The sequence below is a fragment of the Methylobacterium sp. FF17 genome (genome assembly GCF_025813715.1).
Taxonomy (GTDB): Bacteria; Pseudomonadota; Alphaproteobacteria; order Rhizobiales; family Beijerinckiaceae; genus Methylobacterium; species Methylobacterium flocculans.
Map to the genome: position 1 here is coordinate 1,216,335 of NZ_CP107532.1, position 26,426 is coordinate 1,242,760.

Genomic DNA, 26,426 nt, shown 5'->3' on the forward strand with positions numbered 1-26,426 from the left:
GAAGGTGCGGCAAGACCGGTTTTCCCGCGTCTTGCCGTTCGTGTCTGGTCTCGGCGACGATCTCCGCATGCTGGCAACTCGGAACGTGGCCGATTGATCCCAGCATGCGTTCGCACGTCTGATCGGCGTCGCGGTCGGCATATTCCGAAGCTGCGAACCGCCTCGGCCAGCCGGAAGCGCCAGACCGGGCGCTGGCGGCGCTTCTCCAGCGAAATTTTCAGATCGCCGAGGAGACGCTTGGCCGACCGGCCTGATGTCCTCGCCCCGGCAACCTCGACACTGTCCCTATTTCCCGAATCGCTCGAATTTCGGGAAGCTGCGCGTCATCAGTGCGCCCGCATCCGAGCGGTGCCCCATCCACTTCTCCAGGATGCTCGCATTCGCGAGCCGCGCCTCGCCGCCGGTCTCGCGCCAGGGCAAGCCCTCGGCCAGAGTGAAGACGTGGGCATCGGTGAGGGTGGTCTGGCGGCAGCGCTGCAAGCGCACGCCCTTGCCGCGCACCATCTCGGGCAATTCACTGAGCGGGAAAACCAGCATCAGCCGGTCGGCGCTGCACACGGCCACGTGGTCGCCGGCAGCCGGTACCAGCACCGCAGCGGTGGCGGGTTCGTCGAGGCCCATGATGCCCTTGCCCTTGCGGGTGTTGGCCACCAGCGCGTCCGCCGGGGCCAGGAAGCCACGCCCGTCGGAGGCCGCAACCAGGAGCTTCGTGCCCGGCTGGTAGGGCAAGGCCGCGACGATCTCGGTACCGTCGTCGAAATCCACCATCAGGCGGATCGGATCGCCGAAGCCGCGCCCGCCGGGCAGCTTGGCCGCCTCCAGGGTGAAGACCTTACCGTTCGAGGCCAGCACAAGGATCTTGGCCGTGGTCTCGCTCGGAAAGGCCAGCTTCAGGCCGTCGTCGCCCTTGAAGGCGACGCCCGAGAGGTCGGCGACATGGCCCTTGAGCGCGCGGATCCAGCCCTTGTTCGAGACGATCACTGTGATCGGCTCGCGCTCGACCATGGCGGCGGCGAAATCGATGCCGGCGGTATCGGGCGGGTTCTCCAGGGTGGTGCGCCGCGCGCCGATCTTGGTCTCGGGGCCGAAGGTCTTCTTCACCGCGCGGATCTGCTTGGTGATGTCGGCCCATTGCAGCTTGTCGGAACCGAGCAGGCCCTCGATCCCCTCCTTCTCCTGCGTCAGCGCGGCGAGTTCGCGCTTCATCTCCATCTCTTCCAGCTTGCGCAACGAGCGCAGGCGCGTGTCGAGGATGGCGTTGGCCTGGATCTCAGTAAGCTCAAACCGCTTCATGAGGGAGGGCTTCGGCTCGTCCTCCTCGCGGATGATGCGGATGACCTCGTCGAGGTCGAGATAGACGATGAGGAGGCCGCCGAGGATCTCGAGGCGCCGGTCGATCTGGCCGAGGCGGTGGCGCGAGCGGCGCTGGAGCACGACACGACGGTGATCGAGCCACTCGCGCAGGGCTTCGGCGAGCCCGATGACGCGGGGGACGAGCCCACCCACCAGTACGTTCATGTTGAGGGAGATGCGCGATTCGAGCTCGGTCAGCCGGAACAGCGATTCCATCAGGATGACGGGATCGACGTTGCGGGCGCGGGGCTCGAGCACGATGCGAACGTCCTCGGCCGATTCGTCGCGCACATCGGCCAGCAGGGGCAACTTTCGCTCCTGCAGGAGCTCGGCGAGCTTCTCGATGAGGCGCGCCTTCTGCACACCGTAAGGGATCTCGGTGACCACAATAGTCCAGGTACCGCGACCCAGATCCTCCTTGGCCCAGCGCGCACGCACGCGAAATCCCCCACGTCCGGTGCGATAGGCCTCGGTAATGGATTCCGCGCTGTCGATGAGGATGCCACCGGTGGGGAAGTCCGGCCCCTTCACGAAGGTGAGGAGCTGGGCCGAGGTCGCCTCCGGATGGCCGATCAGGTAGAGCGCCGCGTCGCAGAGTTCGGCCGCGTTATGAGGCGGGATCGAGGTCGCCATGCCGACCGCAATGCCCTGGCTGCCGTTGGCGAGCAGGTTCGGGAAGGCGGCGGGAAGCACCACCGGCTCCTCCTCCTGCCCATCGTAGTTCGGGCGAAAATCCACCGAATCATCGTCGAGGCCTTCGAGCAGGAGGCGCGCGACCTCCGTCATCCGGGCCTCGGTGTAGCGCTGGGCGGCAGCGTTATCGCCGTCAATGTTGCCGAAATTGCCCTGGCCGTCGACCAGCGGATAGCGCTGCGCGAAGTCCTGGGCCATGCGCACCAGCGCGTCGTAGGCCGCGGTGTCGCCGTGCGGATGATACTTGCCGATGACGTCGCCGACGATGCGGGCGCATTTCTTGAAGGCCGAGGTCGGGTCGAGCTTCAGGAGGCGCATCGCGAACAGGATGCGGCGATGGACCGGCTTCAGGCCGTCGCGCGCATCGGGCAGCGCCCGGTGCATGATGGTCGAGAGCGCATAGGCGAGGTAGCGGTCCTCCAGCGCGGATTTCAGCTCGACGCTCTCGATGCCGTCGGACCCCGATGGCGGCTCGAAGGGCTGGCCCATGGCGAACTCCCGGGCCGTGTCCGACCCAAATCAGAACAAAACGCGAACGCAATCTAGGCGTTCCGCGTGCTCAATGCAACGAAGCGCGCACGCTCCTCCGGGGCCGGGATGGCGCGCGGCACCCAGATGTGCTGATCGAGGAAATACCCCGTCAAGGTAAACCCCTCGGTAACGGCCCGGATGTCCGGCGTCATGGGAAGCGGTGCACCGGATTCGCGCGCGCGCAGGAAATCCGGGAGAGCCAGCAGTCGGTCACGATAGGGCTCGCCGGCCGAGGCGCTGACGGCTCGACCGCTGCGGGGCGAGACGTAGATGAGCGCGTCGTTGCCCCCCGTGGCGGCGCAGACGCCGAGATCGAGTCCGAAGCCGAGCTCGGCCAGGATTGCGAGTTCGAAGCGCACCATCAGGGGTGGGGCGATGTCGGGATCGTGCAGGTGGTCGATGAGCAGGCAGGCCGCCGCGAAGAGTTCGGGATGCGGCTCGCGCTCGGAGAGCAGGCGGAGCAACCCGGAGAGATGGCTCATGCCGTAGAGTGCCAGTCCCGAGCCCATCAGCCGGGCCGCCACCGACTCGATGGGCTCCACCACGAACGCCCCAAGGCTCTCATCGAGGCGGGCCCGCCAAGTGGCGCGAACCCGGTTCCCGGGTTGCAGCACCGGCTGCATCCGCCGCGAGCGCCCGCCATGCACGAGCCCGAGGTGGCGGCCATGATCGCGGGTCATGAGTTCCAGGATGACGCTGGTCTCGCCCTGTCGGCGCAGACCGAGCACCAGCCCGTCGTCGGTCCATTGCATGAGCGTGTCTTACGGAACGCGACACGCGTTGCAAACGCGGCGGAATGGCTGCGATTGCAACAGCCTTGGTATTCCCGCTCAGGATGAAAACGGCTTAGCTCGGCGGGTTCCGATTCGAGAGCGGCCCGTGCGATGTTCCACCTCCGTCCCCGACACGTCCCGCTGCGCGCTCGTCCCGTGGCCATCGCGGGGCTTCTGGCGCTTACCGCCTGTACACCGCGGGTTTCGGTCCCCAGCCCCGCCCCGCCTGGAGCGACGGCTCCCTTGCGCGAGCGCATCGCCGCCCTCGCCCTACGGCAGGTCGCGTTCGGCGCCGTCTCGCTGATCCCGGTGCGGTTCGAGCGCAGTCGGATCTCGCAGCCCTTCCAGGACGGCGGCCGTACCCTCCACTGCATCTCCACTCGGATGAGGGGACGGAATCTCGGCGAGCCCGAGCGGCCGAAGATCGTCGTCCAGGAGCGTGGCGGCGTCCTGAGTGTCGTCAACGAGGACGACGAGGTCTGCCAGGGCCATCGCACCGAGCCCTTCCCCGAACTCGACACCCCCGTTCCCGGCAAGACCTGACGAAGGCCCGGCTTGCACCGCCCGCAACGCAATGGTTCCGTGACGGGATGCCGGACACCCCCCTCGCCCTCAGCCTCGACCTCATCGCCCGCGCGCATCCCAGCCCGGTGGCCGACGACGCCACGGCGCTGGCCCTGATGACCGATGCCGAACTGGCCCCTGGCCTCGCCGCCGCCCTGGCGGCACGGCCGATGCCGGCGGAGGGGCTCTGGGTGTTCGGCTACGGGTCCCTGATCTGGCAGCCCGAATTCGCCTATTCCGAGCGGCGGGTCGGCACGGTACGAGGCTACCATCGACGCTTCTGCCTGCTGCAGCGGCGCTTTCGCGGCAGCGCGGACAATCCCGGCCTCGTCCTCGCTCTCGATGCGGGGGGCACCTGCGAAGGCGTCGCGTTCCGCCTGACCGGCGCGGAGGCCGCCGAGACGCTGCTTCCGGTCTGGCGGCGGGAGATGCGCGGCAACGGCTATCTCGGGCGCTGGGTGCCGGTGGAGACGGCGGCCGGCACGATCCAGGCGCTGACATTCCTGGTGAACCCGCAGAGCGACCGCTACACGGGCCCAATCTCCGAAGAGGCCATCGCCGACCGGATCGCATCCGGGGCCGGCCATCTCGGCCCCAGCGCCGAGTACCTGTTCCGCACGGTCGCCGCCTGCCTCGCCGAAGGCATCCATTGCCCGCACCTGCTGACGCTGCAGGCGCTGGTGGCGGAACGGCTGGAGGACCGGCTACGCACGGAAGGCGTGCGGCCACCCGTCAGCTGATCGCCGGGGCGCACGATCCATGTCCATGCGGCGCGCCACACCGGCGCGCGGCAGCATCGCTTCATCGTGGTCGGTCCGTATGCCATCGCGCATACGGACCGGCCGGAGCTTACGCGAAGTGGAAGTCGGCGACCTTGAGGTTTTTCAAGGCGATGTTCTGCAGGGTGATGGTGTAATCGGCGTCCGCCGTGATGAGCACGTCCGATCCGACCTGAACCGCATGACTCTTCACGGCGGCGAAGTTGCTGAACACGTCCTTGTCGAACTGGATCTCGTCGAGGCCGGCCTTGAAATCCGTGACGATCGATGCGCCCGCCTGTTTCCCGAACACGAAGGTGTCCGAAGCGCCGCCGCCGGTCATCCGATTGTTTCCGCCACCCCCGATCAGCACGTCGCAATTGTTGCCGCCGATGAGGGTATCGTTGCCGTTTCCACCATCGAGGATCGCGGATTCGCTGAGGCCGAAGAACTTGCCCACCACCGTCTTGGAGGTCGAGGCTGACAACGTGTCGTTGCCATCGGTTCCCTGGACGTAGGTCTGGAAGGGGTTCGCGACCGTCATGGTGAGCGTGCTCTTGGTCGTCCCGCCGTTTCCGTCCGACGCCGTGTAGGTGAAGGTGTCCTGCGCCACCAGATCGCAGTTCAGCACCTGCTTGATCAGGCCGGCCAGATCCGTCTTGTAGGCGTAAGACCCATCCGACTTCAGCGTCAGGGTGCCGTAATCACCCCGCAACGTGCCTGCCGAACCAGCAGAGACCGTCGAGCTTCCACAATCGTTGGAGATCGCAGTCACCGAAAGGGTGTCGCGCAGGTCGGCATCCCGATCGTTCGCCAGCACCCCGGAGGCTGCGCCCACCTTCACCGTCGAGCACTGGCCGACGCCGGCGATATCCGCCAGGGCCACCGGGCCATCGTTGGCGCCCGTCACCAGGATGCTGACGGCCTGCGTGTTCGAAGAGCCGTACCCATCGGCGACCCGCACGTCGTAGCTGACGGTCAGCGTCTCGCCCTTGCCCAGGAAATCGAAGGTCTTGTCGGCGGCGCCATAGGCGAACTGAACGCTGCCTGCCCCAGTGCCCGTGCTGTCGGAGACCTGCAGGTCGAGGACGCTCGCCGTCCTCAGCACCGCGACCTAATCGACGCCCAGGGCACCCCCGGACCAGGAGAAATTGGCAGGACCGGCCGTGGCCTCGTGTGTGTCCGACAGGTCGGCATCGGTGAAGCGGAGTTCGCCGCTGGTGGACTGCCGGGCCGCGCTGCCGGTGACCTTCGCAGCCTCCACGATGGAGTGCGGCCCCGAGGCGTCGGAACCCAGCACCACCGCATCGTTCGTACCGACGACGTCGAGCGTCACGGTCGCGGTGCTGAAGCCACCCCGGCCATCACTGACCGAATAGGTGAATTGATCCGTCCCATGCTCGCCCTCGGCGAGGGCGGCCTGGTGCGAGGCCGTATAGGCCAGTTGGCCGGTGGCAGCATCGAAGGCGACGCGTCCCACGGTGCCCGTGGTGTCGACCGCCGTGATGCGGAGGGTATCGCAATCGTCGATCGCGCGATCATTGCTGAGAAGAACCGTCGAAAGCTCCGGCGTCGCGGCGTCGGCGGCGACCTGGACGAGATCGTTGCTCGCACCCGGTGTCACACGAACCGATGTTCCGTCGGCGAAGCTCAAGAGCTCGATGCCGGAAAGCGTGCTCCTCTCGCCGAGGCCATCGATCAGGACCTTGCCGTTGCTGATGGCGATTTCGTAATCCGCAGCGGTCCCGGCGAAATGCGCGGTGTCGTTGCCGCAACCGCCCGTGATCGTGTTCCGGCCCGCACCGCCCCAGATGTCGTCGTTGCCGGTACCCGTATCGATGAGGTCATCGCCAGCGCCGCCATAAACCACGTCGTCTCCCGTCCCACCGTGCACGACGTCGTTGCCGGCCCCGGCATCGATCCAGCTCTTCGTCAGGGCGCCATCGTAGGTGTCGCCGACATAGTTGCGACTGGACAGCCCCAGGGTGATCGTATCGTTCCCGGAACCCGTCACGACCTTGAACCCGATCGTCCAGTAGGGGTCGTTGTTCTCGGCGCCGATGACCACGGTGTTGTTGCCGTTGCCCAGAACGACCTCACCCCGCTTGGACCCGTCCAGTGTGATCGCATGATCCATGTTGTCGGAGAGATGAACCCAGGCATCGCTCCAGTTCTGGAGCACCAGCGACGTGCCGCTGAACTGAGCGACATCGATGCCACGGGTCGAACTCCACGCCTGATTGAGGGTGATGACCGCGCTCGCGTCACCCTGCCAATCCAGCGTCATCATGTTGGAGCCCGCTACCGTGCCGCCGACGGTGCTGTAGCTCGCGAAGCTGACATCACCGGACATCGACGAAAACGTGTTGAAGGTCGCCCCGGTGTCGTCCGTGTTGCTCGCGCTGTTTTGCAAGACGCCAGGCTTCGCATCGTCTGAATAGCTGTAGCGCACAGCAGTTCCCTGCCACAGGGCGGAATGACTCTGCTGATCCGAGGGAGAAAACACCCAGCCCGGCTCTTGAGCCGAGCGAGAAACCGTCATCGATACGAGACTCATTCCAACAATCTTCCCCGCGCTACAAGCAAGCCCCCCTTTATGAAAGCTTTACAGTTGAGTCGATGTGGCGGACTACCGATCGTTAAGCATGATTATTTATGAAATATCTATCGTCCCGAGGGACCTGCCCCCCGGAAAAATTGATGTTCAACCTTTGGAGTCAAGACGCTCATAGCTCGATACCGTACTGCCCAAAGTAGAAGGCAATACGTTCGAGCCTGTTTTGTTTCGCCGACATCTCGGTACGACCGAACACTTTCATGCAGAGGTGTTACAGGCCGGGGAGAACCAATGGTGATCGCCTGCCTCGCTCGGACACCCACGAAGGTCTCAGCCGGACTCGGCGCGCCGTTTCGCGACGCGGACGGGCGCTCTCCGGAGCGCTACGCGGGCCGGAAGATGCCGCCTCCGCTTCGATCGAGCGGAGGTGGGATCAATTCACTTCGACCTGCACCACGCCCGGCACCGCCCTGAGTGCACCGGCGATCTGCGGGGTGGCCTGGTACTTCCCCGGCAGTTTGACCTCGACCTCCCGGGTTCCGTCGAGGAGGAGGATCAGCGAGACTTCGCCCTCGCCGCGCACCTGAAGGCGCTGCTGCACGCTGGGAATAGGGCGCTCGTCGGACAGGTAGACGCGCATGCCCTTCTGGTGCCGGGCCACGGCCACGTCGAGGGGTTCGGCGGTCATGATGCGGGCGCGGACATCCTCACCTTCGAGGTTCGCCTGGAGTTGGAGCACCAGGGGACGGCCCGGTTCCAGGATCTCACGGTACTGACCGAGCCCTTCCGAGAAGATGATCGCCTCGAAATGCCCGGTCTGGTCCGAGAGGATGACGATGCCGAGCTTGTTGCCGGTCTTGGTCCGGCGCTCCGAGCGGTCGAGGACGGAGGCGGCGACGCGGCCGACGCTGGTGGTGCCGGCCCTGACCGCCCGGCAGAACTCGGCCCAGCTCTGCACCCGCAGCTTTCCCAGCAGATCGCCGTACTCGTCCAGCGGATGGCCCGACAGGAAGAAGCCGATCGCCTCGTATTCCCGCTTGAGCTTGTCGGCCATGGGCCAGGAATCGTAGGCCGGTATCCGCAGGGTGACGTCGGCGGCCGTGACGCCGCCGAACATGTCGTCGATGCCCGTGCTCGCGGCCTCCGCCGCCCCTTGAGCGAGCTTCATCATCGGCTCGATGGCCGCGCAGGCGCGCGCGCGGTCGGGCTCGATGGAGTCCATGGCGCCGGCCGCCACGAGGTTCTCAAGAGTGCGCTTGTTGAGCATGCGTGGGTTGAGGCGGCGCGCCAGGCAGGCGAGGTCCTTGAACGGACGCTGCCCCCGCGCCTCCACCAACGCCTCGACGGCGCCTCGGCCCACGCCCTTGATCGCCGCCAGGGCGTAGTGGATGCGCCCCTCATGCACCTCGAAGTTGACGCCCGACCCGTTGATCGAGGGCGGTTCGACGGTGATCTTCAGCCGCTGAGCATCCTGGCGGAACTCGGCGAGCTTGTCGGTGACGTCGATGTCGAGCTGCATCGCGGCAGCCAGGAACTCCACCGGATGGTTCGCCTTGAGATAGGCGGTCTGGTAGGTCAGCAGCGCGTAGGCGGCGGCGTGTGACTTGTTGAAGCCGTAATCGGCGAACTTGGCGAGCAGGTCGAAGATCTCGTTGGCCTTGGCCTTGGTCAGGTCGCGCTCGACACAGCCCTTCACGAAGCGATCGCGCTGGGCGTCCATCTCGGCCTTGATCTTCTTACCCATGGCGCGGCGGAGCATGTCGGCCTCGCCCAGGGAGTAACCGGCCAGGACCTTGGCCACCTCCATCACCTGTTCCTGGTAGACGATGATGCCGAAGGTCTCCTTGAGGATCGGCTCCAGCTTCTCATGCGGATACCAGCTCGCCTCGTTGCCGGCGTCGCGCCCGAGCTTGCGCTCGCAATAGACCGGGATGTTGGCCATCGGGCCCGGACGGTAGAGCGCCACCAGGGCGATGATGTCCTCGAAGCGATCGGCCTGCATCTCGACCAGCGCCTTGCGCATGCCAGCCGATTCCACCTGGAACACGCCGACGGTCTCGCCGCGCTTCATCGGAGCGTAGGTCGCTTCGTTGTCCAGCGGCAGTGAGGCGAGATCGACGATGATGCCGCGTTTCGCCAGCAGGTCGGTGCAGCACCGAAGCAGCGTGAGGGTCTTCAATCCCAGGAAGTCGAACTTCACGAGGCCCGCGGCCTCGACCCACTTCATGTTGAACTGAGTCACCCGCATGCCGGTCTTCGGATCGCGGTAGAGCGGCACGAGCTGTTCGAGGGGGCGGTCGCCGATGACGACGCCGGCGGCGTGGGTCGAGGCGTGCCGGTGCAGGCCCTCGAGCTTCTTCGAGATCTCCATGAGGCGGGCGACGATCGGCTCCTCCTCGATCGCCTGCTGCAGCTTCGGCTCGCCCTCGATGGCCTGGACCAGGGTGACGGGATTGGCCGGGTTCTGCGGTACGAGCTTGGTCAATTTGTCGACCTGCCCGTAGGGCATCTCCAGGACGCGACCGACGTCGCGCAGCACGCCGCGCGCCAGCAGCGTACCGAAGGTGATGATCTGCGCCACCTGCCGCTCGCCGTAGCGCTGCTGCACGTACTGGATCACGCGCTCGCGGCCCTCGACGCAGAAGTCGATGTCGAAATCCGGCATCGAGACGCGCTCGGGGTTGAGGAAGCGCTCGAACAGCAGGCCGAAGCGTAGCGGGTCGAGGTCGGTGATGAGGAGCGACCAGGCCACCAGCGAGCCGGCGCCCGAGCCTCGGCCCGGCCCCACCGGAATGTCGTGGTCCTTGGCCCACTTGATGAAGTCCGACACGATGAGGAAGTAGCCGGGAAACTTCATGCCGACGATGACATCGAGCTCGAAGGCAAGGCGGTCGCGGTAGACCTTCTCATCCATGCCCGGCGCGGTGCCGTGCTGGGCGAGGCGCAGTTCGAGGCCGGCTTGGGCCTGCCGGCGCAGTTCCGCCGGCTCGTCGAGGGGGGGCGCCGCCTCGGCCTCGGGGGCGGCGGCATCGAGGGCAGCCACGACGCCGAAGTTCGGCAGGATGGGCTTGCGGGTGCGCACGCGGTAGGCGCAGCGCATGGCGATCTCGACCGTGGCGTTGAGCGCGTCCGGCAGGTCGTGGAAGAGCTGGCCCATCTCCGCGCGGGTCTTGAAGCCGTGGCGTGGGGTGAGCTTACGGCGGCGATCGTCCGAGACGAGGCGCCCGTCCGCGATGGCAAGCAGGGCATCGTGCGCGTCGTAATCGCCTTCCTTGGCGAAGAAGGGTTCGTTGGTGGCCACGATCGAGAGGCCGTTGCCGTCGGCGAGCCGCAGCAACTCCCGTTCGACCATGCGCTCGTCGGCCAAGCCGTGGCGCAGGATCTCGACATAGAGGTTGTCCTCGCCGAACGCCGCCTTGAGCTGCGCGAGGCGGCCGGCGGCGAGTTCGACCCGACCCGTCCGCAAGGCGGCGTCGAGGGGGCCGGTGGAGCCGCCCGTGAGCGCGATCAGGCCGCCGGCGGATTCTGCCAGCGCCTCGACGCTGACGCGGGGGGCATCACCGAGGGGACCATCGAAATACGCCCGGCTCGCCAGCCGCAGGAGGTTGCCGTACCCGGTCTCGTCCTGCGCCAGCACGACGATATTGGCAGTGCCGGCCTGCCCCTGGCCGACGCGGGCCATCGGATCGGGCGCCTCGAAGGCGACCGTCAGCTGCAGTCCTGGGATCGGCTGGATGCCGGCGCCAGCGGCCTTCTCGGAGAATTCGAGGGCGCCGAACAGGTTGTTGGTGTCGGTGAGCGCCAGCGCCGGCTGCCGGTCGGCGAGCGCGGCCTTGACGATGTCGCCGACCTTCAATGCGCCTTCGAGAAGGGAGAACGAGGAATGGACGTGAAGGTGGACGTAAGCCGGGTCTTTGAGGATGCGCGCCATGGGATCCACCTGAGCGATTCACAGTGAACGAATCCATGCCGGCGCGCCGTCCGCCTCCCGTTTGGCTGTGGAGAGTTTCGGCCTGTGCCCGCACCGCAACGCTATCGCAACGGGCTGAGTGCGACAGCCCAGGCCGCAATGGACACCGCCAGCAGCCCGAAGGCCAGGAACTCGACCGCACCCGTCAGGATCATCCGCTTGAACATGGGCATCGCCTTTCGTTGACGCGCCGATATTTGTTCCTGTTTTGTTCTATGTAAAGTACGATCATCGTCTGGCTGACGTCGTGGTTAACAAAAGCTGACCCAGCCGATTGATTCGCTCGCCAGGAAGCGACCTGCGGTCGGGTAAACCGCGGCAGGATACGCTCACGCGATGCCGACTGAGCTACATAGATCCAGCAAGCTTTTGTTATTCCTGTGCTGAAAACTGGAAATTATGGGGTAGTTCCTACCAATAAACTCCAAAACATAGGGCGATTCCATGATTTGATGACGCGAGTACCAGGACGGTACGGTACCGCGACTGCGGGGGGGCCAGCACGCACCGCGTCGGTCCACATGCAGATTCAGCTCGTCGCTATCGGCTCCCATGGGGATGTCCTGCCCATCCTGGCGCTCGGGGTCGAGCTCACCCGCCGGGGGCGCGAAGTCGTTCTGGCGGCGCCAGCCCCTTTCGCCGCCCTGGCCGCACGGGCCGGAATTGCCTTCCACGCCCTCGGGACGCCGGTCGCCTACGACCGTGCCATCCGCCATCCCGACCTCTGGCATCCGCGACGCGGTGTGTCCGCGTTATTCGCCCAAGTCTCGGATCTCACCGAGGAGACCTACGAGTGGCTGGCGCGGCGGGGGCGCGCGCCGGAAACCCTGGTGGTAGCCTCCAGCCTCAGTCTCGGAGCGCGTGTCGCCCAGGATAAGCTCGACCTGACCGTCGTCACGGTCCACGCCATGCCGCTCCTTGTGGAAAGTCGACACGCCGCCCCCCTCCTGCCTGGCTTCGGGCTCGCTAGACTGGCGCCCTCGCGCCTCCGGCACTGGATCGGACGCGGCGCCGACCGGTACGTCATCGGACCGGCGGCCCTGCCGCGCCTGAACGCTCTGCGCGCGCGTCTCGGCCTCGGCCCAGTGCGGCGGCTTCGGCACTGGTGGAACAGCCCTTCGGAGGTGCTGCTGATGTTCCCGGATTGGTTCGCCGCGCCTCAGGCAGATTGGCTGCCCCAGGTGGTACAGACCGGCTTTCCCATCGTCGATCACCTGGGCGACACGGATACGCTCACCCCGGAGCTCACCGACTTCCTGGAGCGGGGACCCGCCCCCCTCGTTTTCACCTACGGCTCGGCGATGCGGCAGGGGCAGCGTTTCTTTGCGACCGCCATTGCCCTGTGCCGTCGCATGAACCGGCGCGGCGTCCTGATCGTCCCGCAGGGGGATCAGATTCCGGCACGCCTGCCCGACGGCCTGATCCAGGTACCCTATGCGCCTTTGAGCGCGCTCCTCCCGAAGAGCGCGGCCCTGATTCATCATGGCGGCATCGGGACCGTGGCCCAGGCACTCGCGGCCGGCATTCCCCAACTGATCGTGCCGGTGGCGTTCGACCATTTCGACGAGGGGGAGCGGGTCCGGAGACTGGGCCTCGGCGCCACCCTGAGCCGCCGCCGCTTCACCCCGGCCCGAGCGGCGCGAGCCCTCGATAGCCTGCTCGGATCACCGGAGGTGGGCCGGCGCTGCCGGGATGCCCGGTCCCGCATGGCCGGGGAGAACGGCGTGTCCTCGGCCTGCGATCGGATCGAGGCGATGATCGCAGCGTGAGGCGCCGCTTCACGCCACTTCTTCGATGAGCCCATCCCGGATGGTGACGCGCCGGTCCATGCGACCGGCGAGATCCATGTTGTGAGTGGCGATCAGCGCGGCGAGGCCGGAGGCGCGGACCAGGGAGACCAGGATTCCGAAGACGTGCGCCGCCGTGTGCGGGTCGAGGTTGCCGGTGGGCTCGTCGGCGAGCAGCAGGCGCGGGCCGTTGGCGACTGCGCGCGCGATGGCGACGCGCTGCTGCTCACCGCCGGACAGCTCGGCCGGACGGTGCACGAGGCGTTCCTTCAGGCCGAGAAAGCTCAAGAGTTCGGTCGCCCGGGCCCGTGCCTCGCGGTTGGAGAGCCCCCGAATGAGCTGGGGCATGACCACGTTCTCCAGGGCGGAGAACTCCGGCAGCAGGTGGTGGAACTGGTAGACGAAGCCCATCTCCTCGCGGCGCAGGCGGGTGCGCTCGGCATCCGCCATGCCGGCCGTGGGCGTACCACCGATATAGACCTCGCCGCCATCGGGCCGCTCCAGGAGGCCGGCGAGGTGCAGCAGCGTGCTCTTGCCCGCGCCCGACGGCGCCACCAGGGCGACGAGTTCGCCCGGCCAGATCGCGAGGTCGGCCCGGCGCAGGATCTCGAGGGCACCCGCCCCTTGCGCGTAGCGGCGCTCCACCTTGGCGAAGAACAGGGCCGGGACCGGCTGCGCGCCGGGCGCCTCGGCATTCGTGGTCATGGATGTCCTGGCATATCAGAGATGGTCTGGGCTCAGCCGTAGCGCAGGGCCTGCACCGGATCGAGCCGGGCGGCGCGCCACGAGGGATACAGCGTGGCGATCAGCGACAGGGCGATGGAGGTGACCACGACCACGGTGATCTCATTGGCGTTCATCTCTGCCGGGATTTCGGCGAGGAAGCGCACCGTGGGATCCCACGCCGATGGGAACAGCACGCGCTGGATACCCTTGATGTTGAGCGTGATGAGGATGCCGAGCGCCAGTCCGCTCAGCGTGCCCACCACGCCGATCAATGCGCCGTTGATGAGAAAGACCCGCATGATGGTGCCGGGCGTCGCCCCCATGGTGCGCAGGATGGCGATGTCGCTCGACTTGTCGCGCACCAGCAGGATCAGCCCCGAGATAATGTTCAGGGTCGCCACCACGACGATTAGGCTGAGGATGAGGAACATCACGTTCCGCTCCACCTCCAGGGCGCCGAAGAAGGTCCGGTTGCGCTGCCGCCAGTCGGTGAGGAGCACCGGCCGTTCGGCCGCCATCTCGAGATCGGGCCGCATGGCTGCCACGGTCTCGGCATTGTCGAGGTAGACCTCGATCAGGCTGACATCGGCGTCACGGTTAAAGAAGGCCTGGGATTCGGCCAGCGGCATGAACACGAAGGTCGAATCGAACTCCGTCATGCCGATCTCGAAGATCGCCCGGATGGTGTAGCCCTTGGTGCGAGGCGCCGTTCCGAACGGAGTCGAGGCGCCCTTGGGCGTCAGCAGGTTGATCTGGTCGCCGGCTTGGACGCCCAGCGATTCGGCGAGCCGCCGGCCGATGGCGACGCCCGAGCCGTCGTCGAAGCCCTCCAGGCTGCCGCCCTTGATGTTGCTGGCGATGGCGCCGACCTTGGCCAAATCCTCGCCGCGGATGCCGCGCACCAGCACGCCGCTTCCGGCGCCGCCATAGGGCGAGGAGGCGAAGGCCTGCCCCTCCACCAGGGGAATCGCCGCCCGAACGCCCGCAACCTTGGACAGGCGATCGGAGAGGTCGGCATAGTCGGTGAACAGCTTGTCGATGGGCGAGACGAAGACGTGGCCGTTGATGCCGATGATCTTCGACAGAAGTTCGGTGCGGAACCCGTTCATCACCGAGAGCACGATGATCAGCGTGGCGACGCCGAGGGCGATGCCGAGCAGCGAGAAGAACGCCACCACCGAGACGCCGCCGCCACGGCGCCGGGCCCGCAGGTAGCGCCCGGCGATGAGCCATTCGAACCCGGCGAAGGGCGGCGTGCTCCCGCGCCGGAAGCGCGCGCGCAACCCCGCCATTCTATCCGTCAGGGTTGCGGCCATGGTGCGCCTCAGACCCGCTTCAGGCGGGCGAGGAGGTCGATCGGCGCGATGGTCTCGCGCTCGGCCCCGGCGCGGCGCTTCAGCTCGACCTTGCCTTCGGCCAGCCCGCGCGGACCGACGATGACCTGCCAGGGCAGACCGATGAGGTCGGCGGTGGCGAACTTGGCGCCTGGGCGCTCGTCGCGGTCGTCGTAGAGCACGCTGAGACCGGCGGCTTCGAGGGTCGTCTGGATCTCCGCGCAGGCGGCGTCGGTGGCGGCGTCCCCGGTCTTGAGGTTGATCAGGGCTACGTCGAACGGAGCCACCGAATCCGGCCAGATGATACCGGCCTCGTCGTGGGAGGCTTCGATGATCGCCGCCACGAGGCGGCTCGGGCCGATGCCGTAGGAGCCCATATGAACGGGCCGCTCCACGCCGTCGGGGCCCGTGACCTTGGCGCCCATCGGCTCGGAATACTTCGTGCCGAAATAGAAGATGTGCCCAACCTCGATGCCGCGCGCGGCCATCTGCCTGTCGCCCGAGACCTCAGCGAAAGCAGCCGGCTCGTGCATTTCGCTGGTCGCGGCGTAGAGGGAGGTCCAGCGATCGACCGTGCCCTGCAGGCCGGCGACGTCCTCGAAATCCGTGGTCACGGGCGGAACCTCGAAATCGAGGTACTGGCTGTCGCAATAGACCTCGCTCTCGCCGGTCTGGGCCAGGATGATGAACTCGTGGCTCAGATCACCACCGATCGGGCCCGTATCGGCCCGCATCGGGATCGCCTTGAGGCCGAGGCCTGCGAAGGTGCGCAGGTACGCCACGAACATCCGGTTGTAGGCATGTCGGGCGGCGGCCTGATCGATATCGAAGGAATAGGCATCCTTCATCAGGAACTCGCGCGAGCGCATGGTCCCGAACCGCGGGCGGACCTCATCCCGGAACTTCCAAGAGATCTGGTAGAGGTTCTTCGGCAAGTCCTTGTAGGAGCGCACGCTGCCCCGGAAGATCTCGGTGACGACCTCTTCCGCCGTCGGCCCGAACAGCATCTCGCGGTCGTGCCGGTCGGAGATGCGGAGCATCTCCTTGCCGTAGGCCTCGTAGCGGCCGGATTCGCGCCAGAGCTCGGCCGATTGGATCGCCGGCATCAGAAGCTCGATGGCGCCCGCCCGGTCCTGCTCCTCGCGGATCACCGCGCAGACCTTGTTGAGGACGCGCAGGCCCAGGGGCAGCCACGCATAGATGCCGGCCGCCTCCTGGCGCACGAGACCGGCACGCAGCATCAGGCGGTGGGAAACGATCTCGGCCTCCTTGGGCGTCTCGCGCAAGGTTGGCAGGAAGTAGCGGGAGAGACGCATGGAAGGCCCTGGAAACAGCGTGCCAGCGGGTCGGCGGCGCGCCCGGGCACACAACACATTGCACCGGGAAAACACAAGCGTAGCCGGATGAAACCCGGCGCCGGGTCGGCGTTTCGCCGTCAGACCGTGCATCGACACCGAGGGACCAACCCCCGGTCCGGTAGAAAAGCGCAAGAATTTCTCACGAAGGACGTGACAATGGGAATTGTTGTTCCTATAAGCGCCTCCGTGATGGCCGCGCCGCCCAAGCAGTGGCGCCCCACGGTCCGAGTCTCGGGAGGAATTTCAGCCGCCACGCCGTCAGCAATGCGTGAGACAATCGAGGCTGAACCGATTACCATCTCTACAAAAGCAAGGCTTAGGCCTTGCTTTTTTTATGCCTGAGCGTGGCCGGAACGGGCTGCTCAAGATCTTAAATCTCAGAGACCCGCGAGTTCGAAGACTTGGATCGCCAGGAGGAAGACGACGCTCGACAGGAGCGTCGTCAAGATCGCCTTCTCGCGTAGACGCGGTAAAGCAGGGGCACCGGGGTCCTGCCCCGGCACGATGCGCTCCGGATCCTCCTCCACCTGGTTGCGCAAGGGCAGGATCACGAAGAGCAGCGTCCACCAGACGACGAAGAAAAGCGCCAGCGCCCCGAAAACCGTGAGTTTGAACAGGCTCACGGCGAGAACCACAACGACGGTCACCACCCCGGCCATCACCGCGAGGGTGCGGGGGGTGGAGACGGCGAGGGCCTTGAGGATGGGACCCATCCGGTTCAGACCTGCTCCAGCTCGACCAGTGTACCGAGGAAGTCCTTCGGATGAAGGAACAGCACCGGCTTGCCATGAGCACCGATCTTCGGCTCACCGGTCCCCAGCACCCGGGCGCCTTGAGCCTTCAGCTTGTCGCGGGCGGCCAGGATGTCGTCGACCTCGTAGCAGACATGGTGCACCCCGCCATTCGGGTTACGCTCCACGAAGGCTTCGATCGGCGAGCCCTCACCGAGCGGCGACATCAATTCGACCTTGCTGTTGGGCAGATCGACGAACACCACCGTGACCCCGTGCTCGGGCTGCGGCAGCGGGGCCGTAATCGTGGCGCCCAAGGTGTCGCGGTAGATGGCGCAGGCAGCGTCGAGATCGCGGACCGCGATAGCGACATGGTTGAGGCGTCCGATCATCGTTTGCTCCCTCTCTGCATCGTTCCGCGCGTCCAGTCTCCTCCCCCTGATGAGCGGGCAGGAGAGTGTCACGTCCGGAGAGGTTGCCCCCTCTCCCGGTCGCTCAGCGACCAACCCTCCCCCACGTTGGGGGAGGGTTCGTTCGTCACACCTCCACAACCTGGACGTGGCAGGCGGGCTTCTTGCCCCAGACTTCGTTCACGGCTGAGCGGATGCCACGGTCGACGGCCTTCTCGACCGCCTCCGCATCCTTGCGCTTGGGTTTCGACAGGCCGGACAGGGTCCGGGACACCGACTCGACCACCACGTCCAGCATCGCCTGACCGGTGCGCCCGCGATTGGGCAACCCAATGATGTCGATGGCGGGCTCGCCCAAGACCTCGCCCTGCACGTCGATCGCGATCGCCACGGAGACGAGGCCGGCCTGCGCGAGCTTGCGGCGCTCGGGGATGGCCCGGTCCTTGGCGTCGATCAGAACGTTGCCGTCCTTGAACAGGCGCCCGGCCTTGACGTGATCGACGATCTCCGGCGTACCGGGCGCGAGGCGCACGACGCTGCCATTGCGCGCCTTGACGATGTTCGGGACCCCCTGGGCCCGGGCGAAGCGGGCATGCTCGTCGAGGTGGAGCGCCTCGCCATGCACGGGGATCGCGGTCTGCGGCCGGGTCCAGGCATACATCTCCGCCATCTCGTCCCGCCGGGGATGGCCCGAAACGTGGACCAGTTTCGTGCGGTCAGTGACCACCTCGATGCCGGCATTGATGAGGTCGTTAATAATCGCGCCGACCGCCCGCTCGTTGCCGGGAATCGCCCGTGAGGAGAAGATCACGCGATCGCCGGCCGCGAGGGTAATGTCGGGGTGATCGTCGCGGGAGACCCGGGCCAGTGCAGCCCGCTCTTCACCCTGCGAGCCGGTGAGCAGCGCCACGACCTTGTCACGCGGCAGGTAGCCGTAGCTGTCGGACGAGCGGAACTCGGGCAATCCGTCGAGGAAACCGCATTCGCGCGCCACAGCGATCACCCGATCCATGGCCCGGCCGACTGCGATGACCTCGCGCCCGCAGGCCTGGGCCGCCTCGGCGACGGCCCGCATCCGCGCGACGTTGGAGGCGAACGTCGTCACGGCCACCCGGTGGGGCGCTTCCGCAATGAGTTCGCGCAGGGTCGCGGCGACTTCTGCCTCACTCGGTGAGCGCCCCTCGCGCACGACGTTGGTGGAATCGCTGATCATCGCCAGGATTCCCTCGTCGCCGAGCGCCCGGAAGGCCGCCTCCGAGGTCACGTCGCCGAGGATGGGGGTGGGATCGAGCTTCCAGTCGCCCGTATGGAGCAGGAGGCCATGCGGCGTGCGGATCGCCACCGCGTTCGATTCTGGGATCGAGTGCGAAACGGGCACGTACTCGATCTCGAAGGGGCCGACCTGGACACGGCGCCCGGCCTGGATCTCCTTGAGCACGACCTTCGGGGCGCCCGGCTCACTGAGCCGGCGAGCCTCCAGAAGGTTCTTGGCGAAGCGGGTCGCGTAGACCGGCGCCTTCAGCTTGGGCCACAGTTCACCGATGGCGCCGATATGATCCTCGTGCGCATGCGTGATAAAGATGGCGAGGAGGTCGTCCTTGCGCTCCTCGATGAAGCTGAGATCCGGGAACATCAGGTCGATGCCGGGGAATCCCTCCTCGCCGGCGAAGCCCATTCCGCAATCGACCATGATCCACTTGCGCCGCTTCGGAGGCCCGAAGCCGTAGAGCGCCGCATTCATGCCGATCTCGCCCACGCCGCCGAGCGGCACGAAGACGAGTTCGTCTTGCCCTGTCGTCATTGTCCGTCAAACCTCAAGCCGCCGTCGCGGCCGTTCCCAGATGCACCTCGCCCGCCGTCACGGTCCGTCGCGTCCCATCCTCCGATCGGACCACGAGCCGCCCTGCCTCGTCGATCGTCTCGAAAATTCCGTGTACGTGTGTGTCGCCCGATCGCACGGAGACCGGCGCGCCGATCCCGGCCGCGTCGGCGATCCAGCGCTCGCGGATTCGCAAGAATCCCCGGCCACAATCCCAGAGCCGCGCGGCCTCGACGATGGCATCCGTCAAGTGGACGAAGACATTTTCGGCGCGCGTGCCGTACCGCATCTGCCTGAGGCACGTCGCGTCATAAGGCAAGCCCCCCGGAGTCGCAGCGACGTTGACGCCGAAGCCCAGGACCACGGCGCGCCCTCCGTCGGGGCGTCGCTCCGCCTCCAGCAGAAGGCCCGCGAGCTTGGCCCCGGACGACAGGACGTCGTTCGGCCACTTCAGCCGGATGCCCGAAACTCCGGCGCTCTTGAGAGCCCCAAGAAGCGCCACGCCGGCCACGAAGCCGAGGGACGGCACGTCGCCCGGTTCCACATCGTCCACCGGCCAGAGCAGGCTCGCGGTGAGGTTTCCGGGCTCCGAGACCCAACGATTGCCGCGCCGTCCCCGTCCGGCGTCCTGCTCGTGGGCCACGACCCAGAGCGGCCCGGTCTCCCCCGCGCGGAAACAGGCGAGCGCCTCGGTGTTGGTGGAGCCGAGGCGCTCGTGAACGTGGAGGCGATGCGCAAGGGCCTGGGCCCGGGGGCCGAGGGCGTAGCCGGTCAAAGCCTAGAACAGTGACTTGGCTGCGGCGCCGGCCGCACCGACCAGCGGCGCCGGCACGATCCAGAACAGCACCACCACCACGCTGGCGAGGCCCAGGACGATGCGCAGCCCCGGCGCCATGGGCTCGTAGGCCGCCACGGGCTCATCGAAATACATCACCTTGACGAGCCGCAGATAGTAGAATGCTCCGATCACGCTCGTGACGACGCCGATCACCGCCAGGGCGACGAGGTCGGCTTTGATCGCGGCGGCGAAGACGTAGTACTTGGCGAAGAACCCGGCGAGGGGCGGAATGCCGGCCAGCGAGAACATCATCGCGGCAAGACAGAACGCGAGGACGGGATGCGTCCGCGAGAGGCCCGAGAGGTCGTCTACGGTCTCGAACATCTCCCCGCCCCGGCGCAGCGACAGCAGCACCGCGAAGGCACCTAACGTCATCGCGAGGTAGATGATCATATAGACGACCACGCCGCGCACGCCTTCCTGCGAGCCGGCGGCGAGGCCGACGAGAGCGTAGCCGACGTTGCCGATCGACGAGTAGGCCATCAGGCGCTTCAGCGACCGCTGTCCGATGGCCGCGAAGGAGCCGAGCGCCATCGAGGCGATCGCCACGAACACGATGATCTGCTGCCAGATCGCAGTCACGTCCGGGAATGCGCCGATGAACAGGCGCACCGTCATCGCCATCGCGGCCATCTTGGGCGCGGAGGCGAAGAAGGCCGTCACGGGGGTCGGCGATCCCTCGTAGACGTCCGGCGTCCACATGTGGAACGGAACGGCCGCCAGCTTGAAGGCGACGCCGGCCGCCACGAACACGATACCGAGCACGATACCGAAGCCCGCCGTCCCGTCGAGGGCTGCAACGATGCCCGGGAAGGACACGGTGCCGGTGAAACCGTAGACCAGCGAGGCGCCGTAGAGCAGCATTCCCGACGAGAGTGCGCCGAGGACGAAGTACTTCAGGCCCGCTTCCGTGGAGCGCAGGTTGTCACGGTGGAAGGCGGCGATCACGTAGGCCGCCAGCGATTGCAGCTCGAGGCCGAGATAGAGCGAGATCAGGTCGTTGGCCGAGGCCATCACCATCATGCCGATGGTGCATAGGATGAGCAGGATCGGGAATTCGAACCGATCGATGCGCGCGCGCTGGAAATAGTCGCGGGACAGCAGGATCGTGGCTGCTGAGCCGATCAGAATCAGGGCCTTCATCACCTTCGAGAAATTGTCGACGATGAAGGAGCCGTTGAGCGTGGTGATCCGCGCACCCGACTGAGACATGACAGCGAAGAGCGCGACGACCAGCAGGATCAAAGCGCCGACGTTGACGCCTTCGGCGGAGCGCTCGCCGCGGAACGCACCGTAGAGGATCAGCACCAGCACGCCGAGGCTGAGGATCAGCTCCGGGAGCGCGGGCCCGAGCGCGGGCAGGACGATCTGAGCGGCGTTCATCGGGTCAAAGCCTTCAGCGCGACGCGGGCGGCAGGGTGGCCGCTGCGGTCTGCGTGTTCGAGAGCGCGGACTTCATGCTCTGCATCAGCGCTTCCGTCGAGGGCGCGAAGGTGTCGAGCACGGGGGCCGGGTGGACGCCATAATAGATCGTCAGGGCGACCAAGGGCGCGATGATGATCTTCTCCCGCAGGTCGAGGTCGAGGATACCCTGCAGGTTGGGTTTCTCGAGCTTCCCGTAGATCACCCGTGCGTAGAGCCACAGCGCGTAGCCCGCCGACAGGATGATGCCGAAGACCGAGAAGAACGCGACGGTGGGATTGGCCCGGAAAGCGCCCATCATGGCCAGGAACTCGCCGACGAAGCCGGAGGTGCCGGGGAGGCCCACGTTGGCCATGGTGAACACCATCATGGCAGCGGCGTAGAGGGGCATGCGCTTCACGAGGCCACCATAGGCCGCGATCTCGCGGGTGTGCATCCGGTCGTAGACCACACCGACGCAGACGAAGAGCGCCCCCGACACGATGCCGTGCGAGATCATCAGGAACAGCGCACCCTGAATGCCCTGCTCGTTCATCGTGAACAGGCCCAGCGTCACGAAGCCCATATGCGCCACCGACGAGTAGGCGATGAGTTTCTTGATGTCGGTCTGCATCAGCGCGATCAGCGATGTGAAGATGATCGCGATGACCGAGAGGGCGAACACCATCGGGGCGAAGGCATGCGATGCGTCCGGGAACATCGGCAGCGAGATCCGGATGAAGCCGTAGCCGCCCATCTTCAGGAGGATGCCCGCCAGAATCACGGACCCGGCGGTGGGGGCCTCCACGTGTGCGTCGGGCAACCAGGTATGGACCGGCCACATCGGCATCTTCACCGCGAAGGAGGCGAAGAAGGCGAGCCAGAGCCAGGTCTGCATCCCCGTCGGGAAGCGGGTGTGCAGCAGGGTGGGAATGTCGGTTGTGCCGGCGTGCCAGTACATCGCCATGATGGCCAGCAGCATCAGCACCGAGCCGAGCAGCGTGTAGAGGAAGAACTTGAAGCTCGCGTAGATGCGCCGCTTACCGCCCCAGATGCCGATGATGAGGAACATCGGGATCAGGCCGGCCTCGAAGAACAGGTAGAACAGCACCAGGTCGAGCGCACAGAATACACCGATCATCGTCGTCTCGAGGACGAGGAACGCGACGAAGTACTCCTTCACCCGGGTGTTCACCGAGAGCCACGAGGCGCCGATGCAGAATGGCATCAGGAAGGTGGTCAGCAGGATCAGCGGCATTGAGAAGCCGTCGACGCCGAGCTTGAAACGGGTGGTTTCGCTCAACCACGCATGGGTCTCGACAAGCTGGAAACTGGCGGTGGTCGCATCGTAGCGGCCCCAGGCCACCAGCGAGAGCAGGAACGTCGCGATGGTGGTGGCAAGCGCAGCCCAGCGAGCATTGCGCTTCGAGGCCTCGCTCTCCTCACCCAGGGTGAGAATGAAGGCCGCGCCGCAAAGCGGCACGATGAGGAGACCGGAAAGGATGCCGAGGCCGAACATTAGCGGGCGCTCCGAGACGTGACAGCGGCCATCAATGGGCGACCTTGGGCAAGCCGGTCAGCATGTACCAGCTGATGAGGGCAGCGACGCCGACGAGCATGACGAAGGCGTAGTGATAGACGTACCCGGTTTGGAAGCGGACCACGCCGCGGGTCACGTCGAGGACGCGGGTGGCGATGCCGTCCGGGCCCATGCCGTCGATGACGCGACCGTCGGCCTCCTTCCAGAGGAACTTACCGAAATCCTTGGCCGGCCGGACGAAGATCCGATCGTAGAGTTCGTCGAAGTACCACTTGTTGAGGAGGAAGCGGTATAGGCTCGGCTGCTGAGCCGCGAGCTGTCCCGGAAGCTCGGGCCGGCGGATGTACATCCAGTAGGCCAGAACGAAGCCGATCAGCATCATGATGAAGGGTGAATAGGCCACCAGCGCCGGCACCGAATGGATGTCGTGCATGATGTGGTTGTCGGGGGCGTGCCCGAGGGAATGCCCCCAGAACGTGTCCATGCCCTCGCCGATGAAGCGGTTCTTGAAGATCAGGCCGGCGAAGAGTGCGCCGAAGGCCAGGATCGCGAGCGGAATCGTCATCACCAGCGGGCTCTCATGCGGTGTGTGCGCATGGTCGTGGTGCTCGATGGCACTGTGCGAGGCGGGCTCCACGTCGTGGCCCTTATCGTCGTGGGCGACGCCCTCGTGATGCCCGGGTGCGCCATCGGCCTGGGCCGAGGCGCCGGCATGGGCCACCGCGTGATGGTCGTCGTGGTGGGCACCGTGACCTGCCCAGCGGGCCGGTCCCTCGAAGGTCATGAAGAACAGGCGCCAGGAATAGAACGAGGTCATCAGCGCGGCGACGACGGTGCACAGGAAGGCGAGCGTGTGGCCCGGCCGCGTGGAGGCATAGGCCGCCTCGATGATCGCGTCCTTCGAGTAGTAGCCGGCCGTGAACGGGAAGCCGATCAGCGCCAGCGTGCCGATGGTCATCATCGCCGAGGTGAAGGGGATGTAGCGGCGAAGATTGCCCATATTCCGCATGTCCTGCTCGTGGTGCATCGCGTGGATGACCGAGCCGGCCCCGAGGAACAGCAGCGCCTTGAAGAAGGCATGGGTGAAGAGGTGGAACACGGCCGCCGAGTAGGCGCCGACGCCGAGGGCCACGAACATGTAGCCGAGCTGCGAGCAGGTCGAGTACGCGATCACGCGCTTGATGTCGTTCTGCACGAGGCCGATCGTGGCGGCGAAGAAGGCGGTGATGCCGCCGATGACCGTCACCACGATGAGAGCGTTCGGCGCGAGTTCGAAGATCGGCGAAAGGCGCGCCACCATGAACACGCCGGCCGTCACCATGGTGGCGGCATGGATGAGGGCGGAGACGGGGGTCGGCCCCTCCATGGCATCGGGTAGCCAGGTGTGGAGCAGGAACTGAGCCGACTTGCCCATGGCGCCCATGAACAGGAGCAAGCAAGCGAGCGTCCAGGCGCTCCAGTCGTAGCCAAGGAAGTGGAAGGTCAGATCCTTGATTTCGGGCGCCCGGGCAAAGATGCCGTCGAAGGCGACCGAGCCGGTCAGCACGAACACGAGGAAGATGCCGAGGGAGAACCCGAAGTCGCCGACGCGGTTGACAATGAAGGCCTTCATGGCGGCCGCGTTGGCCGAGGGCTTCTCGTACCAGAACCCGATCAGCAGGTAGGAGGCGAGACCGACGCCTTCCCAGCCAAAGAACATCTGCACGAGGTTGTCGGACGTCACCAGCATCAGCATGGCGAAGGTGAAGAGCGACAGGTAGGCGAAAAAACGCGGCCGATGCGGATCTTCCGCCATGTAGCCGATGGAGTAGAGGTGCACGAGGGTCGAGACCGAGGTCACGACCACCAGCATGATCACCGTCAGGGTGTCGACCCGAAAGGCCCAGTCGACCACGAGGTCGCCGGCGGTGAACCAGGTCGCCACCTGGACCCGTGTGGCATGGTCGGAGCCCGGCACCTCGAAGAAAGCGCCCCAGGACAGCAGCGCCGAGAACGCGAGCAGGCCGGTGGTGATGCCCTCGCTGAGCTTCGGGCCGAGTTGGCGGCCGAACAGGCCGGCGAGCAGCGCACCGACGAGCGGGAGGAAGACGATCGCGTGATACATCGCTGGCTTGTCCGGCCTCCTGGGGCGCCCGGACCCGCGCATCGCGCGTGAGCCGGATCAGTGCCCTGTGGGGTTCGTGTCACCGCCACGGCGGCGCGAGGGCCGCGCCGCCGGGCGTCAGATCGAATGTCGCGTCGGTCGCGCTCAGCCCTTCATCATGCTCACGTCCTCCACCGCGATGGAGCCGCGGTTTCGGAAGAACACGACCAGGATGGCGAGGCCGATGGCCGCCTCCGCCGCCGCAACCGTCAGGACGAACAGGGCGAAGACCTGTCCGGTGATGTCGTTGAGGTGCGTGGAGAAGGCGACCAGGTTGATGTTCACCGCGAGCAGGATGAGCTCGACGGACATCAGGATGACGATGACGTTCTTGCGGTTGATGAAGATGCCGAGGACGCCCAGCGTGAAGAGGATCGCGGCGACCGTCAGGTAGTGGCTCAGGCCGATCATCGGATGTGGCTCCCGGTATCTGCCGTTCGAATTCCGCCGGACATCAGACTTCCACGCCCTGGCGCGAGGGCACCTTGCGGTTCTCCACCGCCATGCCCTGGGTTCGCGCGTTCTGCACCGAGATGTTCTGGCGCTTCACGCCCGGACGGTCGCGCAGGGTGAGCACGATGGCGCCGATCATCGCGACCAGCAGGATCAGGCCGGCGAGTTGGAAGAAAAACACGTAGTCCGTGTACAGCACCCGGCCGAGCGCCTGGGTGTTGGTCACGGCCTCGGCCGCCGGAACCGGATTGAGGGGTGCCTGGACCAGACCTGGATCGATCGTCCAGGAGCCGACGACAAGCAGGAGTTCGATCAGGAAGACGGCGCCAATGAGCGCCCCGATGGGCAGGTATTGCTGGAAGCCCTGCCGCAACTGCGCGAAATCCACGTCGAGCATCATCACGACGAAGAGGAACAACACCGCGACCGCGCCTACGTAGACGACCACCAGGATCATCGCGAGGAACTCGGCGCCCATCATCACGAACAGCCCGGCGGCGTTCACGAAGGCGAGGATCAGGAAGAGCACCGAGGCCACGGGATTGCGCGAGGCGATCACCATGAAGCCCGAGGCGATGGTTACACCTGCGAACAGGTAGAAGAAGGCAGCGGCTGCGCTCATGCGATTCTAGAGATCAGCCGTCCCGAGGACGGCCCCTTCTGCCGAAACTGTGCCACGGCGCATCG

At 66.3% G+C, this 26,426-nt stretch carries 20 protein-coding genes; 3 read left to right on the forward strand and 17 right to left on the reverse strand.

From position 1 onward, the window contains the following. Positions 1–285: 285 nt before the first annotated feature. Positions 286–2,535, reverse strand: coding sequence for a DNA topoisomerase IV subunit A (gene parC, locus OF380_RS05550; protein ID WP_264049765.1), 2,250 nt, complete (start codon positions 2,533–2,535; stop codon positions 286–288). 53 nt (positions 2,536–2,588) lie between these two features. Continuing rightward, entirely contained in the window at positions 2,589–3,329 is a 741-nt protein-coding gene (gene recO, locus OF380_RS05555) for a DNA repair protein RecO (RefSeq protein WP_264049766.1), read from the reverse strand. A gap of 264 nt (positions 3,330–3,593) precedes the next feature. Between recO and OF380_RS05560 the strand changes: the two genes are divergently transcribed. Both OF380_RS05560 and OF380_RS05565 read left to right on the forward strand, forming a co-directional pair. Then, positions 3,594–3,893, forward strand: coding sequence for a hypothetical protein (locus tag OF380_RS05560; protein ID WP_264049767.1), 300 nt, complete (start codon positions 3,594–3,596; stop codon positions 3,891–3,893). 47 nt (positions 3,894–3,940) lie between these two features. Then, positions 3,941–4,654, forward strand: coding sequence for a gamma-glutamylcyclotransferase (locus OF380_RS05565; protein ID WP_264049768.1), 714 nt, complete (start codon positions 3,941–3,943; stop codon positions 4,652–4,654). 109 nt (positions 4,655–4,763) lie between these two features. Here the strand turns inward: OF380_RS05565 and OF380_RS05570 are convergent, their stop codons facing one another. From OF380_RS05570 to dnaE, 3 genes are all read right to left on the reverse strand, one after another. Next, positions 4,764–5,780: a VCBS domain-containing protein gene (locus OF380_RS05570; protein WP_264049769.1), complete on the reverse strand. Its 1,017-nt coding sequence runs from the start codon at positions 5,778–5,780 to the stop codon at positions 4,764–4,766. Between the two features lie 6 nt (positions 5,781–5,786). Further along, a complete protein-coding gene (locus OF380_RS05575) occupies positions 5,787–7,229 on the reverse strand; it encodes an Ig-like domain-containing protein (protein ID WP_264049770.1) in 1,443 nt (480 codons plus the stop codon). 433 nt (positions 7,230–7,662) lie between these two features. Further along, entirely contained in the window at positions 7,663–11,160 is a 3,498-nt protein-coding gene (dnaE, locus tag OF380_RS05580; RefSeq protein ID WP_264049771.1) for a DNA polymerase III subunit alpha, read from the reverse strand. A 560-nt stretch (positions 11,161–11,720) separates the two neighbouring features. On the opposite strand from dnaE, the gene OF380_RS05585 reads away from it, so the two are divergent. Further along, complete coding sequence (locus OF380_RS05585; RefSeq protein WP_264049772.1) at positions 11,721–12,968, forward strand: nucleotide disphospho-sugar-binding domain-containing protein; 1,248 nt, start codon at positions 11,721–11,723, stop codon at positions 12,966–12,968. Between the two features lie 9 nt (positions 12,969–12,977). Here OF380_RS05585 and OF380_RS05590 read toward each other — a convergent pair whose 3' ends face one another. From OF380_RS05590 to OF380_RS05645, 12 genes are all read right to left on the reverse strand, one after another. Beyond that, positions 12,978–13,691, reverse strand: coding sequence for an ABC transporter ATP-binding protein (locus tag OF380_RS05590; RefSeq protein WP_264049773.1), 714 nt, complete (start codon positions 13,689–13,691; stop codon positions 12,978–12,980). A gap of 32 nt (positions 13,692–13,723) precedes the next feature. Then, positions 13,724–15,028, reverse strand: coding sequence for a lipoprotein-releasing ABC transporter permease subunit (locus tag OF380_RS05595; RefSeq protein WP_264049774.1), 1,305 nt, complete (start codon positions 15,026–15,028; stop codon positions 13,724–13,726). Positions 15,029–15,036: 8 nt separating this feature from the next. Next, the gene (gene proS / locus OF380_RS05600) at positions 15,037–16,362 is read right to left on the reverse strand and encodes a proline--tRNA ligase (RefSeq protein WP_264049775.1); all 1,326 of its coding nucleotides are present in this window, start codon (positions 16,360–16,362) and stop codon (positions 15,037–15,039) included. A gap of 419 nt (positions 16,363–16,781) precedes the next feature. Next, a complete protein-coding gene (locus OF380_RS05605; protein ID WP_264049776.1) occupies positions 16,782–17,117 on the reverse strand; it encodes a DUF1467 family protein in 336 nt (111 codons plus the stop codon). Between the two features lie 5 nt (positions 17,118–17,122). Then, the gene (gene mce / locus OF380_RS05610) at positions 17,123–17,527 is read right to left on the reverse strand and encodes a methylmalonyl-CoA epimerase (RefSeq protein WP_264049777.1); all 405 of its coding nucleotides are present in this window, start codon (positions 17,525–17,527) and stop codon (positions 17,123–17,125) included. Positions 17,528–17,672: 145 nt separating this feature from the next. Next, entirely contained in the window at positions 17,673–19,346 is a 1,674-nt protein-coding gene (locus tag OF380_RS05615; RefSeq protein WP_264049778.1) for a ribonuclease J, read from the reverse strand. Positions 19,347–19,359: 13 nt separating this feature from the next. Beyond that, the gene (locus tag OF380_RS05620) at positions 19,360–20,139 is read right to left on the reverse strand and encodes a biotin--[acetyl-CoA-carboxylase] ligase (RefSeq protein WP_264049779.1); all 780 of its coding nucleotides are present in this window, start codon (positions 20,137–20,139) and stop codon (positions 19,360–19,362) included. 3 nt (positions 20,140–20,142) lie between these two features. Continuing rightward, positions 20,143–21,585, reverse strand: coding sequence for an NADH-quinone oxidoreductase subunit NuoN (gene nuoN / locus OF380_RS05625; RefSeq protein ID WP_264049780.1), 1,443 nt, complete (start codon positions 21,583–21,585; stop codon positions 20,143–20,145). A 13-nt stretch (positions 21,586–21,598) separates the two neighbouring features. Next, positions 21,599–23,122 carry an NADH-quinone oxidoreductase subunit M gene (locus OF380_RS05630; protein ID WP_264049781.1) on the reverse strand — a complete coding sequence of 508 codons (1,524 nt, stop codon included), beginning with the start codon at positions 23,120–23,122 and terminating at the stop codon, positions 21,599–21,601. A 31-nt stretch (positions 23,123–23,153) separates the two neighbouring features. After that, positions 23,154–25,247: an NADH-quinone oxidoreductase subunit L gene (nuoL, locus tag OF380_RS05635; protein WP_264049782.1), complete on the reverse strand. Its 2,094-nt coding sequence runs from the start codon at positions 25,245–25,247 to the stop codon at positions 23,154–23,156. 144 nt (positions 25,248–25,391) lie between these two features. Then, complete coding sequence (gene nuoK, locus OF380_RS05640) at positions 25,392–25,697, reverse strand: NADH-quinone oxidoreductase subunit NuoK (RefSeq protein ID WP_003598182.1); 306 nt, start codon at positions 25,695–25,697, stop codon at positions 25,392–25,394. A gap of 43 nt (positions 25,698–25,740) precedes the next feature. Next, positions 25,741–26,361, reverse strand: a complete 621-nt coding sequence (locus OF380_RS05645) for an NADH-quinone oxidoreductase subunit J (protein ID WP_264049783.1) — start codon at positions 26,359–26,361, stop codon at positions 25,741–25,743. Between the last annotated feature and the right edge of the window lie 65 nt (positions 26,362–26,426).